Below are 14,702 nucleotides of genomic sequence, written 5' to 3'. Positions count from 1 at the left end.
AGCGGCAGCACGAGCGGTGCCGGGTCCACCGTCGCCTCCACGCCCGCACCGGCCAGCCCCCCCCCCCCCCCCCCCCCCCGGGGGGGCCCGCGGGGCCCCGGGGGGCGGCCCGGGCGGGGGGGGGGGCGGGGCGGGCTCGACCACGATGTACTGCGTCAGGTCACGGCGAGCTCGGGGACTCCACGACGATCGTGCCGTCGATGATGTCCTTGCGGAGCTGGTCGATCTCGTCCTTGAGCTCCTGAGGAACCTTCGAGTCGAAGTCGTGGTACGGAGCGATGTCCACGCCACCGTTCTCGAGCGTGCCCACGTAGGGCTCATTGGAGAACTCGTCCTCGGAGGCCGCGGTGATGACGTCCTCGACGCCCGCACCGATCTCCTTGAGCACGGAGGTCAGGATCAGGTCTCCGCTGTCGGGGTTGGTCTCGAAGCCGTCCGCGTCGACCCAGATGACCGACACGTCGGTCGCGTCCTTGGCGGCGGCGAGCGTGCCGACGCCGACCGGACCGGCGACGGGCATGATGATGTCCGCACCCTGGTCGATGAAGGTCTGGGTCAGCTGCTGGCCCTGCGACTGGTCCTCGAAGCCGCCGGCGAACGAGCCGTTCTGGCTGTCCTTGTTCCAGCCGAGCGTCTTGACGTCGGTGCCGTGCGTCTCGTTGTAGTTCGCGACGCCGTCGACGAAGCCGTCCATGAAGATCGTCACGGACGGGATCTGCAGACCGCCGTACGTCGCGACCGTGCCGGTCTTGCTCATGCCCGCGGCGAGGTAGCCCGCGAGGAACGAGGCCTGGGCGGTGTCGAAGCTGATGGGCTTGACGTTGTCGAGCTCGATCGTGTTGCCGTCAGCGTCCTGCGCCGTCGAGTCGACGATCGCGAAGTCGACGTCCGGGTTGGCCTGGGCGGCGTCGCCCGTGGCCGTCGCGAGGAGGAAGCCGACCGTCACGATGACGTTGCAGTTCTCGGAGACGAGGTTGTCGATGTTCGGAGCGAAGTTCGACTCCTCCTTCGACTCGGCCGTGGCCGTCTGGATGCCCAGGTTCTTCTCGGCGGCCTTGAGGCCGTTGTAGCCGGACTCGTTGAAGGACTTGTCGTCGAAGCCTCCGGCGTCGGACACCATGCACGCCTTGAAGCTCGACTCCGAGCCCCCGGCCGTGCCCGAGGCGCCGCCCTCTTCGGGTGCGCTCCCACATGCAGCAAGCGCCAGCGCGGCGACGGCCGCGAGCGCTGTCATCTGCGTTGCTCTCTTCACCATGAGCTCCGTTCGATCTCGTCGATGGCCCCCGGGAGAAAACCGAGACCTGCCCGCGCGACGTTGCACGGGTAGGTCACGGGGTCCGTCGGCCTGTATTGATCGAACACTAGCCACGTCCGGGGACGTCGGACGTTACTTGCGGGTAACGCGGACGCTTCGTTATGGAAGCGTCATCTTGCGTCTCAGCCGTGACCGTTCACGTTCCAGCGGTCGGACACTTGGTTGCACAGGGCAACGGTTCGTCGGGCATTCCCGGGCGGGCCCGAGGTCCCGACCGCTCAGCCCAGCGCGACGCGCGCGAGCAGACGGACCCCCGCACCGATCGCGCCCTCGTCGACCCGCAGGTCCCCCTGGTGGATGTCGTACGACCGCCCGCCCGGGGTCCGGGTGCCCAGCCGGGCCATCGCGCCGGGCACCTTGGTCAGGTACCAGGCGAAGTCCTCGCCGCCGAGCGACTGCTCCGTCAGGAGCACCGACCCGGGCCCCAGCACGTCGCGTGCCGCGGCCTCGAGCGAGGCCGTGCAGTCCTCCGCGTTCTCGACCGGCGGGACCCCACGGGTGTGGTTGACCGTCACCTCGACCTCGTAGGGGGCCACGACCTGCTCGACCGCGTCGTGCAGGACCTGCCCCGCGAACTCCCAGGCCCGCACGTCGAGGCAGCGCAGCGTCCCGCGCACGGTCCCCGTGCTGGGGATGGCGTTGTGCGCCGACCCTGCGTGCACGGCGCCCCACGTGAGGTTGACGCCCGAACGCGGGTCGAGACGGCGACCGAGCACCGCAGGGACCTGCGTGATGACCTGGCCGAGCGCGTAGACGACGTCACCGGTCAGGTGCGGGCGGGACGTGTGCCCGCCGGGAGACGTGATGGTCACCGAGACCTCGTCGGACGCCGAGGTGATGGGACCGATGCGTGTGCCGATCTGCCCGGCGTCGACCTTGGGGTCGCAGTGGACCGCGTAGATCTCCTCGACCCCGTCGAGGCCGCCGGCGGCGATCACGTCGAGCGACCCGCCGGGCTGGACCTCCTCCGCGGGCTGGAAGACCAGCCGGACCGGGCGGGAGAGCTCGCCTCGCTCGGCGAGCGCGGCGAGGACCAGGCCGGCCCCCAGCACGACCGTCGCGTGCACGTCGTGCCCGCACGCGTGCGCGACGCCCGGCGTGGTCGAGGCCCACGGGAGCTCGCACCGGTCCTGGACCGGGAGCGCGTCGATGTCGGCGCGCAGGGCGACCCGCCCGAGCACGGCACCGTCCGGTCCCTCGGAACCGCCGATGTCGCACACGAGGCCGGTGCCCGGCAGGAGCCGGGGGTCGAGCCCCGCCGCGCGCAGGCGATCTGCGATCAGGGCCGTGGTGCGGGTCTCGGTGCGCGAGACCTCGGGGTGCGCGTGGATGTCTCGCCGGATCGCGACGAGCTCGTCCTCGAAGGTCGAGGCCAGGTCGACCACCGCGTCCCCGGTCGCCGTGCGCGCGAGGAGAGGCCCCGACGCGGGCCGGGCCCCCGTCCGGGCGCGGTCCGACGGGGTCGTGCTCTCGGTGCTCTCCTCAGGGCTGCTCACCAGCCGAGACTATCCCCGGCCGCCCCGGGGCGGGCTCTCGTGCCACGCACCGGACGGCACGTGCCCGGCGAGGGCGGGCGGCGCCGTCGGGCACGGACTCCCCCGCCCGACGGCGTCGCGCGTCCCGGGCGACCACGGCCCCCGCAGCGCCGCTAGAGGAGCTCGCCCAGGCCCCGCTCGCGCACGAGGTCGACCATGGCCTTGACCTGCTGCGCGCGAGCACGTGTGGTGACCAGGAGCGCATCGGGGGTGTCCACGACCACGACGTCGTCGAGCCCGAGGATCGTCACGACCCGTTCGCTCGCCGGGACGACGACCGAGCCCGCGCTCTCGAGGCGCACGACCCGGTCCACGTCGCCGAGCACCTTGGAGCCCGACTCGTCCGCCGAGGCCAGCAGCGCGGCCAGGGAGTTGAAGTCGCCGATGTCGTCCCACCCGAAGTTGCCCGGCACGACGGCCACGCCGCCGACGGCCGCCACGGGCTCGGCGACCGCGTGGTCGATCGCGATCTTCTCCATGCTGGGCCACACCTCCGCCAGGACCCGGTCACGGTCCGGCGTGTCCCAGGCTGCCGCCACGGTGCGCAGACCGTCGTGCAGCTCGGGACGCTGGTCCGCGAGGTGCCCGAGCAGCACCGACGTGCGCGAGATGAACATGCCCGCGTTCCAGCGGTACTCCCCCGACCGGACGTAGCGCTGGGCCGTCACCGCGTCCGGCTTCTCCGTGAACCCCTGCGCGTGCAGCGCCGTCGGAGCCCCCGCCAGGTCCAGCGAGGTACCGCTCCTGACGTAGCCGAAGGCCGTGGACGGCCGCGACGCCGCGATCCCGACCGTGACGACGTAACCCGCCCGGGCCGCCTCGACCCCCTCGCGCACCGCCTGCTCGAAAGCCGCCTGCCCCGTGATGACCTGGTCCGCCGCGAACGAGCCGATCACGACGTCGCCGTGGCGGTGCTCGAGCACCGCGGCGGCCAGCCCGATCGCCGCCATCGAGTCGCGCGGCGAGGGCTCGGCGAGCACGGCGTCGTCGCGCAGTCCCGGCAGCTGGGTGCGGGCGGAGGCCACGTGCTGGCGTCCGGTCACCAGGACGATGCCGTCCTGGCCGGCGAGAGGCACGAGGCGGTCGACCGTGGCCTGGAGCAGCGACCGCCCGGCCCCCGTCAGGTCGAGCAGGAACTTCGGGTTGCCGCGCCGCGAGAGCGGCCACAGCCGGGTCCCCGCTCCTCCTGCGGGGATCACGGCGTAGAAACCGGGGATCGCCGGGACCCCCGAGGTGGGCACGCCAGGGGCGGGTGTGGGAACGGGGATCGTCGACATCCTCGAAGCATAGTGACCGACGCGTGACCGACGCGTGACCGGGCACCCGAGGACCACCCGCGGACGGGCGCCCGCGGGTCATCGGGAGCCGTGTGGAATGGGTCACAAACAGGGGTGACCTGGGCGCTGGGAACGCACCACGGTCCGCACCACGATGCCGGTATCACTATGGTGGAACCCCAGAGACGGATATCGGCGGACTCCGGCGAGCCGTGGATCTGCCGCTCCCACCAGCTCGCCAGAGCCTCGGCGCGGAGCGGTCGTGAACGGCCACCGGCGGACGACGTCGTCCAGCTCGATATCTCACCCCTGAACTCGCCACAGGAGGCCCCTAAGTGCCCAGTGCACCTGCTGGCACGCTGTACCGCGGCCGTGAAGGCATGTGGTCGTGGGTCGCGCATCGCGTGACCGGCGTGCTCATCTTCTTCTTCCTCCTCGTGCACGTGCTGGACACAGCGCTTGTACGAGTCTCGCCCGAGGCGTACGACGCCGTGATCGGCACCTACAAGACCGTGATCATGGGACTCGGAGAGGCCGGCCTCGTGGCCGCCATCGTGTTCCACGCGTTCAACGGTGTCCGGATCATCCTCGTCGACTTCTGGGCCAAGGGGCCCAAGTACCAGCGCACCATGCTCTGGGTCGTCGTCGGCCTGTTCGCGGTGACGATGGCGGGCTTCCTGCCTCGCCACCTCATGAACGTCTTCGGAGGTGGGCACTGATGAGCACCACGAGCACCAGCTCTCCCCTCGCGGCCCCCCGCGACCCGTACAAGCGCCAGAAGTCCACGCGCTCGAACTACGAGCTGTACAGCTGGGTCTTCATGCGCGCCTCGGGCGTCGTGCTGATCGTCCTGATCTTCGGGCACCTCTTCGTCAACCTCATGGTCGGCGAGGGCGTCCACGCGATCGACTTCGGCTTCGTCGCCGGCAAGTGGGCGTCACCGTTCTGGCAGGTCTGGGACCTGCTCATGCTGTGGCTCGCGATGATCCACGGCACCAACGGCGTGCGCACGATCATCAACGACTACGCGCAGCGTGACGGCACGCGCCTCGTGCTCAAGCTCGCGCTGTACCTGGCGTTCGTGATCGTCACCGTGCTCGGCACCCTCGTGGTCTTCACGTTCGACCCGTGCCCCCCGAACGCCCTGGACTACCAGCTCCCGTCGTTCTGCCCCGCCTGACGGCCCTGCCTGCCGACGGTCCCCCAGCCGTCGACCGGTAGCCCCGTCCCCTTTCCCACTCGTCACAGGAGGCATCGACACCGATGCAAACCCATCAGTACGACGTCGTCATCGTCGGAGCAGGCGGCGCCGGCATGCGCGCGGCACTGGAGTCGTCCGGCAAGGTCCGCACGGCGGTCATCTCGAAGCTCTACCCCACCCGGTCCCACACCGGCGCGGCGCAGGGCGGCATGTGCGCCGCCCTCGCGAACGTCGAGGAGGACAACTGGGAGTGGCACACGTTCGACACGGTCAAGGGCGGCGACTACCTCGTCGACCAGGACGCCGCGGAGATCATGGCCAAGGAGGCCATCGACGCGGTGCTCGACCTCGAGCGCATGGGCCTGCCGTTCAACCGCACCCCCGAGGGCAAGATCGACCAGCGCCGCTTCGGCGGGCACACGCGCAACCACGGTGAGGCCGCGGTCCGCCGCTCGTGCTACGCCGCGGACCGCACGGGTCACATGATCCTCCAGACGCTCTACCAGAACTGCGTCAAGCAGAACGTCGAGTTCTTCAACGAGTTCTACGTCCTGGACCTCATCACGGACCACGACCTCGCCGCCGAGGACGTGCCCGACGGCGAGCAGGTCAACGCGACCGGCGTCGTCGCGTACGACCTCGCGACGGGCGAGATCCACGTCTTCCAGGCGAAGGCGATCATCTTCGCCACGGGCGGCGCGGGCAAGATCTTCAAGACGACGTCGAACGCGCACACCCTCACCGGTGACGGCATGGCGCTCGCCTACCGCCGCGGTCTCCCGCTCGAGGACATGGAGTTCTTCCAGTTCCACCCGACGGGCCTCGCGGGCCTGGGCATCCTCCTGTCGGAGGCTGCCCGTGGTGAGGGCGGCATCCTGCGCAACGGGGAGGGCGAGCGCTTCATGGAGCGCTACGCCCCGACCATCAAGGACCTCGCCCCGCGCGACATCGTCGCCCGCTCGATGGCGAACGAGGTCCGCGAGGGCCGCGGCGCCGGGCCGAACAAGGACTACGTCCTGCTCGACCTCACGCACCTCGAGCCCGCGCACATCGACGCCAAGCTCCCGGACATCACGGAGTTCGCGCGCACCTACCTCGGCATCGAGCCCTACACCGAGCCGGTCCCCGTGTACCCCACGGCGCACTACGCCATGGGTGGCATCCCGACCAACGTCGGCGGCGAGGTGCTGCGCGACGGTCACAACGTCGTGCGCGGCCTGTACGCGGCCGGCGAGGTCGCGTGCGTCTCGGTCCACGGGTCCAACCGCCTGGGTACCAACTCGCTCCTCGACATCAACGTGTTCGGCAAGCGCGCCGGGCGCGAGGCCGCGAAGTACGCTGCGACCGCCGAGTACGGCGAGCTCCCCGAGAACCCCGCGGCCGCCGTGGTCGCGCAGCTCGACGAGATGCGCAACCGCCCCGACGGCGAGCGCGTGGCCGACGTGCGCAAGGCGCTGCAGGAGACCATGGACGCCAACGCCCAGGTGTTCCGCACGGGCGAGTCGCTCGACCAGGCGCTCTCGGACATCCGCACCCTCCAGGACCGCTACCGCAACGTCTCGGTCCAGGACAAGGGACGCCTGTTCAACACGGACCTCCTCGAGGCCATCGAGCTGGGCTTCCTGCTCGACATCGCCGAGGTCACGGTCATCGCCGCGATCAACCGCAAGGAGTCGCGCGGCGGTCACTACCGCGAGGACTTCCCGAACCGCGACGACGCCAACTACATGCTCCACACGATGGCCTACCGTCGCCCCACCTCCGCCGGCGACACCGCCGACGGTCACGTCGACGGCTACTTCGACCACGTCGAGGAGTTCGATTCCTACAAGATCGTGCTGGGTTCCAAGCCCGTCACCCAGACCCGGTACGAGCCCATGGAGCGTAAGTACTGATGACTGCCACACTCGAAGCCCCTGCCGGTTCTGAGAAGACCGAGGTCGGCGCCGTGCCCTCGTTCGAGGTCACGATCAAGCTCCGCCGCTACAACCCCGAGTCCGAGCACGGGGACGACGCGTACTGGGAGGAGTACACGGTCCTGGCCCACGGCACGGACCGCGTGCTCGACGCCCTGCACAAGATCAAGTGGGAGCACGACGGCTCGCTGACGTTCCGCCGTTCGTGCGCGCACGGGATCTGCGGCTCGGACGCGATGCGGATCAACGGCCGCAACCGCCTGGCCTGCAAGACGCTGCTCAAGGACGTCAACCCGGACAAGCCGATCACCGTCGAGCCCATCAAGGGCCTGCCGGTCATCAAGGACCTGGTCGTCGACATGGAGCCGTTCTTCGCCTCCTACCGCGAGATCATGCCGTTCCTCATCACCTCGGGGAACGAGCCCAGCAAGGAGCGCCTGCAGTCCGCCGAGCAGCGCGAGCGGTTCGACGACACGACCAAGTGCATCCTGTGCGCCGCGTGCACGTCGTCCTGCCCCGTGTTCTGGACCGACGGGCAGTACTTCGGCCCCGCGGCGATCGTCAACGCCCACCGCTTCATCTTCGACTCGCGCGACGAGGGAGCGGCCCAGCGCCTGGAGATCCTCAACGACAAGGAGGGCGTGTGGCGCTGCCGCACGACCTTCAACTGCACCGAGGCGTGCCCTCGTGGCATCGAGGTCACCAAGGCGATCCAGGAGGTCAAGCGCGCGATGATCACCCGCGCGTTCTGACACGCCTTCCCGCACTGCCCGACGGCGGTCCCCGGCTCTCGCCGGTGGGCCGCCGTCGGCGTCTCGCGGCTCAGAGCCTGACGGACACCCTGGGCTCGCGCCCCCGGCGCACCCCGCGGACCACGGGGCTCCACGGGTAGCCGTACCCCGCGCCTCGGCGGACGCGGTCCTCGAGCCGCTCGTCCTGCTCCGCCTCGGCCCGCTCGCGCAGCTCGTCCGCGGTCGGCTGGGCGGGCGGGTCCGCGATCCACGCCGCGACCATGAGCAGGATCCGCGTGACGAAGTTCGCGAGCAGCAGGATCGTCACGAACGTGGCGAACGAGCCCAGCAACGCGTTGCGCGACGAGCTGCCGACGATGATGCTCGTCCCGAGGTAGCGCAGCACGCCGAAGGCCGCGGCCGCCGTCATGGCGCCGATGTACAGGTCCTTGCGTGGTGGCTGTACGCCGGCGACGAAGCGGATGATGAGCAGCACCACGATCGCGTCGAAGACGAGCCCGACGAAGATGCCGGCCACGGGCACCAGGACGGCCGCCAGGACGCCGTCCCCGAAGATCGTCGCACCGAGGGTCTGGACCACGACCGTCGCGGCCGCCGAGATCACCACGCTGATCCCCAGCACGGCGAACCCACCCAGCTCTCGCAGCTTGGACAGCACCGGGTTCTGGCCGACGTCCGTCAGCGAGAACATCGCCCGGGTCGAGGTGCGCAGCGCCGCCATGAACGAGATCGCGCTGAAGAGCAGCACGAAGACCGCGATGATGCTCGACAGGTCGAAGCCGCGGTCCAGGATCAGGTCGTCGGGCTTGACGATCCCGCCGTCCCCCGTGTCGATGAGTCCCGGGATCGCCTTGTCGATCTGCGCGAAGATCTCGTCGCGCAGCTCCTCCCTGTTGCCCAGGAAGGCCATGAAGGCGGTGTAGAAGATCGTCAGCCCGGCGAACAGGGAGAACAGCGCCGAGTAGGCCATGCCGCCGCACAGGAGCGCCCCGCGCTGCACCCCGTACTGGGCGAGCGCGCGGGCCGGGCGGGTCGTGTTCCACCAGGCCTGCACGGCCTTGGCACGAGTGACGAGACGGGAGACGGTCCCGGGACGTTCGTGGGTGCCCTCGGCGGGCGGCGTGGCCTGCTCCGGTCCGGAGCGCGGCGTCCCGCGTGACGCGACCGTCGTCCGCGGGTCACCGGAGTCCTCGTGGCCCGGACCTGACCCCCTCGATCCTCGTGCACGTCCTGGGGTGGTTGCCTGGCTCATCGCCCGAGCCTAGAAGAGGACGGCGCGACTCACCCGTCCGACGGGCCGGTGAGCTCGAACCGACGAGCCGGACGCCACACGCCGTCGTCGCCGTGCTCGTACAGGTGGATGCCCGTGACGTCGAACGCCGCCTCGAACCCGGCCATCTCGTCGAACGCGAGGTCGAGAGCCTCGTCGTCGACCTCGTGCGCGACCGTGACGTGCGGGTGGTAGTTGAAGCGCAGCTCCTGGTCCAGGATCCCCGACCGCACCGCTCCCTCGAGCCCCTCGCACTCCGCGATCCCCTGGGCGACGATCACGAAGACCACGGGCGAGACGGGCCGGAACGTCCCCGAACCGCGCAGGATGGCACGGAACGGCGCCGCGTGCGCCGCGACGTCCTCCAGGTGCGCGTACACCTCGTCGAGGTCGGACTCGTCCACGACGGTGGGCCCCAGGAGGGTGATGTGGGGAGGGATGTCTCCCGCGAACGGGTCGCCGAACGCAGCCCGCGCCTCCTGGAGCGCGGTGCCGTAGGGCTCGGGGATCTCGATCGCGATACCGATCCGCACCTGGTGCGGACCCCGCTCCGGGAGGTTCATCAGCGCGTCCGACGAGCGGGCAGCAGCCCGACCCGGTCGTAGATGCGGTCGAGGGTGACCTGCGCCAGGCCCCGAGCCCGCTCCGCGCCGCGCGCGAGGACCGCGTCGAGCTCCGCCGGGTCCGACAGGTACTCGTTCGCTCGTGCCTGGAACGGGGTCAGGAAGTCCACGACGACCTCGGCCAGGTCCACCTTGAGGTGCCCGTACCCCTTGCCCTCGTAGTCCGCGGCGATCGCCTCGACGGGCCGCGACGTGAGCGCGGAGAAGATCGTCAGGAGGTTCGAGATGCCGGGCTTGGCCACCGGGTCGTAGCGGATCTCGTTCTCGGAGTCCGTCGCCGCCGACTTGACGCGCTTCGCCGCGACCTTGGGGTCCTCGAGGAGCCAGATGACCCCCTTGCCCCCCGAGGAGGACTTGCTCATCTTGGCCGTGGGTTCCTGCAGGTCGTAGATCTTCGCGACGGCCTTGACGATGTGCGGCTCGGGGACGACCGCGGTGTCCTCACCGAAGCGGGAGTTGAGGCGCTCGGCCAGGTTGCGTGCGAGCTCCAGGTGCTGGCGCTGGTCCTCGCCCACCGGCACGAGCGCCGCGTCGTACAGCAGGATGTCGGCGGCCATGAGCACCGGGTAGGTGAAGAGCCCGACGGTCGTGCCGTCCGTGCCCTGCTTCGCCGACTTGTCCTTGAACTGCGTCATGCGGCCGGCCTCGCCGAAGCCCGTCTGGCACGAGAGCACCCAGGCGAGCTCCGCGTGCTCCGGGACGTGCGACTGCACGAACAGCGTCGACCCCTCGGGGTCCACGCCACCGGCCAGGTACTGCGCTGCGGTGCGGCGCGTGCGCTCGCGCAGCCTCTCCGGCTCGGGGTTGACCGTCAGCGCGTGCATGTCGACGACGCAGTAGATCGCGTCGTACGACTCCTGCAGGGCCACCCACTGGCTCAGAGCCCCGATGTAGTTGCCCAGCTGGAGAGAATCTTCCGTGGGCTGCATCCCCGAGAAGATACGTGGACGGCGTGCACCGGGAACCTCGTTGACCATTGCCCCATTCTGACAGGTCGAGATGCCCTGGCCGAATCCGGCCCGCGCCGGGACCGGAAGGCGCCGACTCAGGTGGCTTCGTCGTCGAACGGCGCACGCCGCTCGGGCACGGGCACCTCGGTCGCAGAGGCTCGTGACGGCGGGGGCGGAGGGACCGGGCCTGCCGCCCGAGGGCGCGACGACGAGCCGAGCACGTCGTCGTCGAGCAGCGCCTCACGGACGATGCGCCGCGGGTCGTACTGGCGCGGGTCCAGCTTGGACCAGTCCACGTCGCCGACCTGGTCGCCCAGCTCGTCGTCCACCCGCTCCTTGGCGTCCTTCAGGAAGCCGCGAGCGGTGCGGACGAACGCGCCGAGCTGTTCGGCGTACCGGGGCAGCCTCTCCGGACCGATGACGATCACGGCGACCACCAGAATGATCCCGAATTCCCAGCCGTTGATTCCGAACACGCGGTCAGACTACTCGCTCGTGGCTTCGTCGAGCACGACGCGGACGTCGCGCTCCTCGTCCCCCGTGCGCACGCGCAGCGTCACGGTGTCCCCTGGCGCCTTGGCCCTGATGGCCACGATGAGCTCGTCGCTCTGGCTCACGGGTCGACCGTCGATGGACAGGATCACGTCTCCCGCCTGGATCCCTGCCACGGCCGCAGGTCCGTCCGCGGTCACGGGGGCCTGTCCGCCCTGCGGCTCGGTCGTGACCTGGACACCCTCGCCCTGGTACCGCGAGTCGAGCAGGACGCCGATCACCGGGTACGTGGCCGTGCCGCTCGCCATGAGCTCCTGCGCGGTGCGCCGGGCCTGGTTCGAGGGGATCGCGAAGCCCAGCCCGATGCTACCCGTCGCCGCCCCCGTGCCCGGCGGCTGCGCGATCGCCGAGTTCACCCCGACGACCTCCCCCGCGCCGTTGACGAGCGGTCCGCCCGAGTTGCCGGGATTGATCGCGGCATCCGTCTGGATGGCGTCGATGAACGCGGTCTCCGCCGAGTCGCCCGCTGCGACCGGACGGTGCAGCGCGCTCACGATCCCCGTCGTGACCGTGCCGTTGAGCCCGAGCGGTGCACCGATCGCGACGACCGGGTCGCCGACGACGACCGCGTCGCTGTCCCCGAGCACGAGAGGGGTCAGTCCCGACTCGTCGACCTTGACGACGGCCAGGTCGTAGTCAGGGGTGCGGCCGACGATCTCGGCCGGACGTTCGCTGCCGTCGGCGAAGAGCACCGTGACCTTGCCCCCCGCCGCCCCGCCGGCGACCACGTGGTTGTTCGTGAGGATGAAACCGTCCTCACGGATCACGAAGCCCGACCCCGTCGAGACGCCGTCCGCGCCCTCGACCTGGAGCGACACCACGCTCGGCAGCACGCTGGCCGCGACCGCCGCGACCGACCCCGCGGGTCGTTCCTCCCCGGGCGCCGTGCCCGCGGCCGGGAGGGAGACGTCGACGGGCCGACGGTCCGCCCCGTCCACGATCCTGTCCGCCGCGACCCCTCCGACCGCCCCGGCGACCAGGGCGAGAGCCGCGATGCCCGCGACGGCCCCCACACCGAGCCTGCGCCGTCGCGACGGGGCGGGCACCTGGTGCTCTCCCCAGGGCTCGACGGGGGGTGCCGGAGGACCTCCCTGCGGCTGCGGCGAAGGGTGACCCGGCTGCTGCGGGTGCGGTCCCGGCGGATACGCCCCGGGCCGGGCCACCTGGTACGACGGCGGGGGCGGGACCGGGGACTGCGGTCCCTGGGCGGCGCCGTAGCCCGCAAGACCTGGGCGTGCGACCGGCAGCGGACCGAGCGGCGCACCGTACGGTCGGGTGTCGTGCTGCCCGGGAACGGGGGCGGGAGGCGTCGAGGAGACCCTCTCGACAGGTGCCGACGGCGCACCGGGCGCCGACCGGTAGGACGACGGCGGCGCGAACGGGTTCCGGGGCTCCTGCGGCGGCACCTCGCGGTGGTCGGGCGCCGGCACGGACGGCGCCACAGGCGGCAGGGTGGCGTCCGGCTGCGGCAGGGTGACGTCCGGCTGCGGACGCGTGGCGTCCGGCTGCGGCTCCGCCGCCTCCGGCGGGGTGCGCGGCGCCTCGGCCGGTTGCGGCTCCGCGGGTCCGGGCGCTGAGTCGTGTGCGGTCATGGGGTGCCCAAGGCTCCTGTCATGGTCGTCCATCCCCGGGAGATGCGGGCCGGGACCCCCTCGTCGAAGTCGTGCGCCGGGAACGTCGCCACGAACGCGGCGAGGACCTCCTTGCGAGCCTCGGCCACCACGTCGATCACCGTGTCCCCAGCCTGCCACACGACGTGCCACGGCTCGTCGGACAGGACGTAGACGGCGCGCCCGTCGAACCCCTCGGACCGGGTCAGCGACGTGGTGTCCAGCCGACCCACCTGCTCCCGGACCACGACCGTCCCCTCGGGGCCCGCGAGATCGACCTGCAGCACGTCCTTGTCGTCTCCGACGAGGTGGACGCCCGTCACGTCGAAACCCTCGAGGATCCCCGAGGGGCTCGTCCAGCCGTGGTCGGCCATCCATGCCAGCGCCGCGGAGTCGACCAGGTCCATCGAGTCGGCGGCCCCGGTGCCGGAGGCGCTGTTCCCCGACCAGCCGGCCGTGGGGACCACCGGGACCAGGTCGGGGTCCGTCGCGTCCTGCGCGTCGTCCCCGGCCTGCGCGAGGAGCGTCAGCGGGGCCGCGACGTGCCTCTCGGGCACCACGACCGGACGGTCGCCGAGCGTGAACAGCGCGACCGCGAGGACCGCGAGCCCGCTCGACGCCGCGACGACCGTCCGACGCGAGCGGCGTCGTCGGGCGTGCGCGACGAAGTCTCCCGTGAGGGCGTCCCGCAGCGCGCCGGCCTCGGGCGACGCCGCCCACGGGTCGCGCGCGGGCGGCCCCTGCCGCAGCGGGTCGCCCTGCGCCGCAGGGATCTCCGACGACAGCGCCAGCAGGCGGGAGGTCAGGTCCGTGGTGGGCAGCACGTCGCGCGCGCACGACAGCCGCTTGCGCACCGCCCGCGCCACCGCGAGCTCGGCGGCGCACTGGTCGCAGCCCGCGACGTGCGTCAGCGCACGCTCACGGGTGGCCGGTGAGAGCTGGTCGTCGGCGAGGGCGCTGACGAGGGTCCCGAGGTGGGTCATGGTCCCCCCGGTGCGGTGTGCGCCGCGAGCGCGGCGAGCTCGTCGACGGCCGAGTCCGCCGAGGGCACGGCGCCGGCGTCGCTCCCGGGGCGCTCGGACGGGTCACGGTGGGGCAGGGCCGCGCGCAGCTGGGTGCGGGCGCGGTGGATGCGTGAGCGCACCGTGCCCAGCTTGATCCCCAGCGTGACCGCGATCTCCTCGTAGCTCAGACCCTCGATGTCGCACAGCACGACCGCCGCCCGGTACTCCGGGGACAGGGCGTCGAGCGCCCGCTGCACGTCGTGGTCGAGGTTGGTGTGCTCGTACCCGCGCTCCGGGTGGGTCATCTCGCCCGTGGCCGGGTACTGCGCCGAGTCGTCCCCCATCGCCTCCATGCGGATGCGCTGCTTGCGCCGCACCTGGTCGAGGAACAGGTTGGTCGTGATGCGGTGGAGCCACCCCTCGAACGTGCCGGGCGTGTAGCTCGACAACGAGCGGAACACCCGGATGAAGGTCTCCTGGGTCAGGTCCTCGGCGTCGTGCTGGTTCCCCGTCAGGCGGTACGCCAGCCTGTAGACGCGCGCGGAGTGCTCCCGCACGATCTGGTCCCACGAGGGGGGCGTCCAGGGCTGGGCACTCACGTCACTGCTCACACGGTCCATTGTCCCCTCTCAACGCCGCACGACCCGCATCCGTTCCCGCCCGTGCGGGGACGTCGACACGACGTGCACGAAACCTC

At 71.2% G+C, this 14,702-nt stretch carries 14 protein-coding genes; 4 read left to right on the top strand and 10 right to left on the bottom strand.

Annotated features, from left to right (window positions below):
• Nucleotides 1-160: 160 nt before the first annotated feature.
• The 3 genes from ACFVQ3_RS00270 to ACFVQ3_RS00260 form a co-directional block, all read right to left on the bottom strand.
• Nucleotides 161-1,252 carry a BMP family protein gene (locus tag ACFVQ3_RS00270; RefSeq protein ID WP_387634129.1) on the bottom strand — a complete coding sequence of 364 codons (1,092 nt, stop codon included), beginning with the start codon at nt 1,250-1,252 and terminating at the stop codon, nt 161-163.
• Between the two features lie 281 nt (nt 1,253-1,533).
• Complete coding sequence (locus tag ACFVQ3_RS00265) at nt 1,534-2,700, bottom strand: amidohydrolase (protein ID WP_387634127.1); 1,167 nt, start codon at nt 2,698-2,700, stop codon at nt 1,534-1,536.
• A 263-nt stretch (nt 2,701-2,963) separates the two neighbouring features.
• The gene (locus ACFVQ3_RS00260; RefSeq protein WP_387633735.1) at nt 2,964-4,127 is read right to left on the bottom strand and encodes a mannose-1-phosphate guanylyltransferase; all 1,164 of its coding nucleotides are present in this window, start codon (nt 4,125-4,127) and stop codon (nt 2,964-2,966) included.
• Between the two features lie 335 nt (nt 4,128-4,462).
• Here ACFVQ3_RS00260 and sdhC point away from each other — a divergent pair, with 335 nt between their 5' ends.
• From sdhC to ACFVQ3_RS00240, 4 genes are all read left to right on the top strand, one after another.
• A complete protein-coding gene (sdhC, locus tag ACFVQ3_RS00255; RefSeq protein WP_082608862.1) occupies nt 4,463-4,846 on the top strand; it encodes a succinate dehydrogenase, cytochrome b556 subunit in 384 nt (127 codons plus the stop codon).
• Nucleotides 4,846-5,307, top strand: coding sequence for a succinate dehydrogenase hydrophobic membrane anchor subunit (locus ACFVQ3_RS00250; RefSeq protein WP_138823855.1), 462 nt, complete (start codon nt 4,846-4,848; stop codon nt 5,305-5,307). The genes sdhC and ACFVQ3_RS00250 overlap by 1 nt, the downstream gene beginning before the upstream one ends.
• Before the next feature lie 83 nt (nt 5,308-5,390).
• Entirely contained in the window at nt 5,391-7,223 is a 1,833-nt protein-coding gene (gene sdhA, locus ACFVQ3_RS00245; RefSeq protein ID WP_387633732.1) for a succinate dehydrogenase flavoprotein subunit, read from the top strand.
• Nucleotides 7,223-7,996 (top strand): succinate dehydrogenase iron-sulfur subunit, encoded by a 774-nt coding sequence (locus ACFVQ3_RS00240; RefSeq protein WP_138823851.1) that lies wholly within the window; start codon nt 7,223-7,225, stop codon nt 7,994-7,996. The genes sdhA and ACFVQ3_RS00240 overlap by 1 nt, the downstream gene beginning before the upstream one ends.
• A gap of 70 nt (nt 7,997-8,066) precedes the next feature.
• On the opposite strand, the gene ACFVQ3_RS00235 is transcribed toward ACFVQ3_RS00240, so the two are convergent.
• The 7 genes from ACFVQ3_RS00235 to sigE form a co-directional block, all read right to left on the bottom strand.
• Complete coding sequence (locus ACFVQ3_RS00235; RefSeq protein ID WP_387633730.1) at nt 8,067-9,248, bottom strand: YihY/virulence factor BrkB family protein; 1,182 nt, start codon at nt 9,246-9,248, stop codon at nt 8,067-8,069.
• Nucleotides 9,249-9,277: 29 nt separating this feature from the next.
• Complete coding sequence (locus ACFVQ3_RS00230) at nt 9,278-9,829, bottom strand: 2'-5' RNA ligase family protein (RefSeq protein WP_387633728.1); 552 nt, start codon at nt 9,827-9,829, stop codon at nt 9,278-9,280.
• Nucleotides 9,829-10,866 carry a tryptophan--tRNA ligase gene (gene trpS, locus ACFVQ3_RS00225; protein WP_387633726.1) on the bottom strand — a complete coding sequence of 346 codons (1,038 nt, stop codon included), beginning with the start codon at nt 10,864-10,866 and terminating at the stop codon, nt 9,829-9,831. The genes ACFVQ3_RS00230 and trpS overlap by 1 nt, the downstream gene beginning before the upstream one ends.
• Before the next feature lie 68 nt (nt 10,867-10,934).
• Nucleotides 10,935-11,315, bottom strand: a complete 381-nt coding sequence (locus ACFVQ3_RS00220) for a twin-arginine translocase TatA/TatE family subunit (RefSeq protein WP_387633724.1) — start codon at nt 11,313-11,315, stop codon at nt 10,935-10,937.
• A gap of 9 nt (nt 11,316-11,324) precedes the next feature.
• Nucleotides 11,325-12,437, bottom strand: coding sequence for a S1C family serine protease (locus tag ACFVQ3_RS00215; RefSeq protein WP_387633722.1), 1,113 nt, complete (start codon nt 12,435-12,437; stop codon nt 11,325-11,327).
• A 542-nt stretch (nt 12,438-12,979) separates the two neighbouring features.
• Complete coding sequence (locus tag ACFVQ3_RS00210) at nt 12,980-13,984, bottom strand: anti-sigma factor family protein (RefSeq protein ID WP_387633720.1); 1,005 nt, start codon at nt 13,982-13,984, stop codon at nt 12,980-12,982.
• The gene (gene sigE / locus ACFVQ3_RS00205) at nt 13,981-14,625 is read right to left on the bottom strand and encodes an RNA polymerase sigma factor SigE (protein ID WP_387633718.1); all 645 of its coding nucleotides are present in this window, start codon (nt 14,623-14,625) and stop codon (nt 13,981-13,983) included. Before sigE ends, ACFVQ3_RS00210 begins: the two co-directional genes overlap by 4 nt.
• Between the last annotated feature and the right edge of the window lie 77 nt (nt 14,626-14,702).

Source organism: Oerskovia sp. NPDC057915, from assembly GCF_042887685.1.
Classification (GTDB): domain Bacteria; phylum Actinomycetota; class Actinomycetes; order Actinomycetales; family Cellulomonadaceae; genus Oerskovia.
This window is presented reverse-complemented; position numbering and strand designations above follow the sequence as displayed.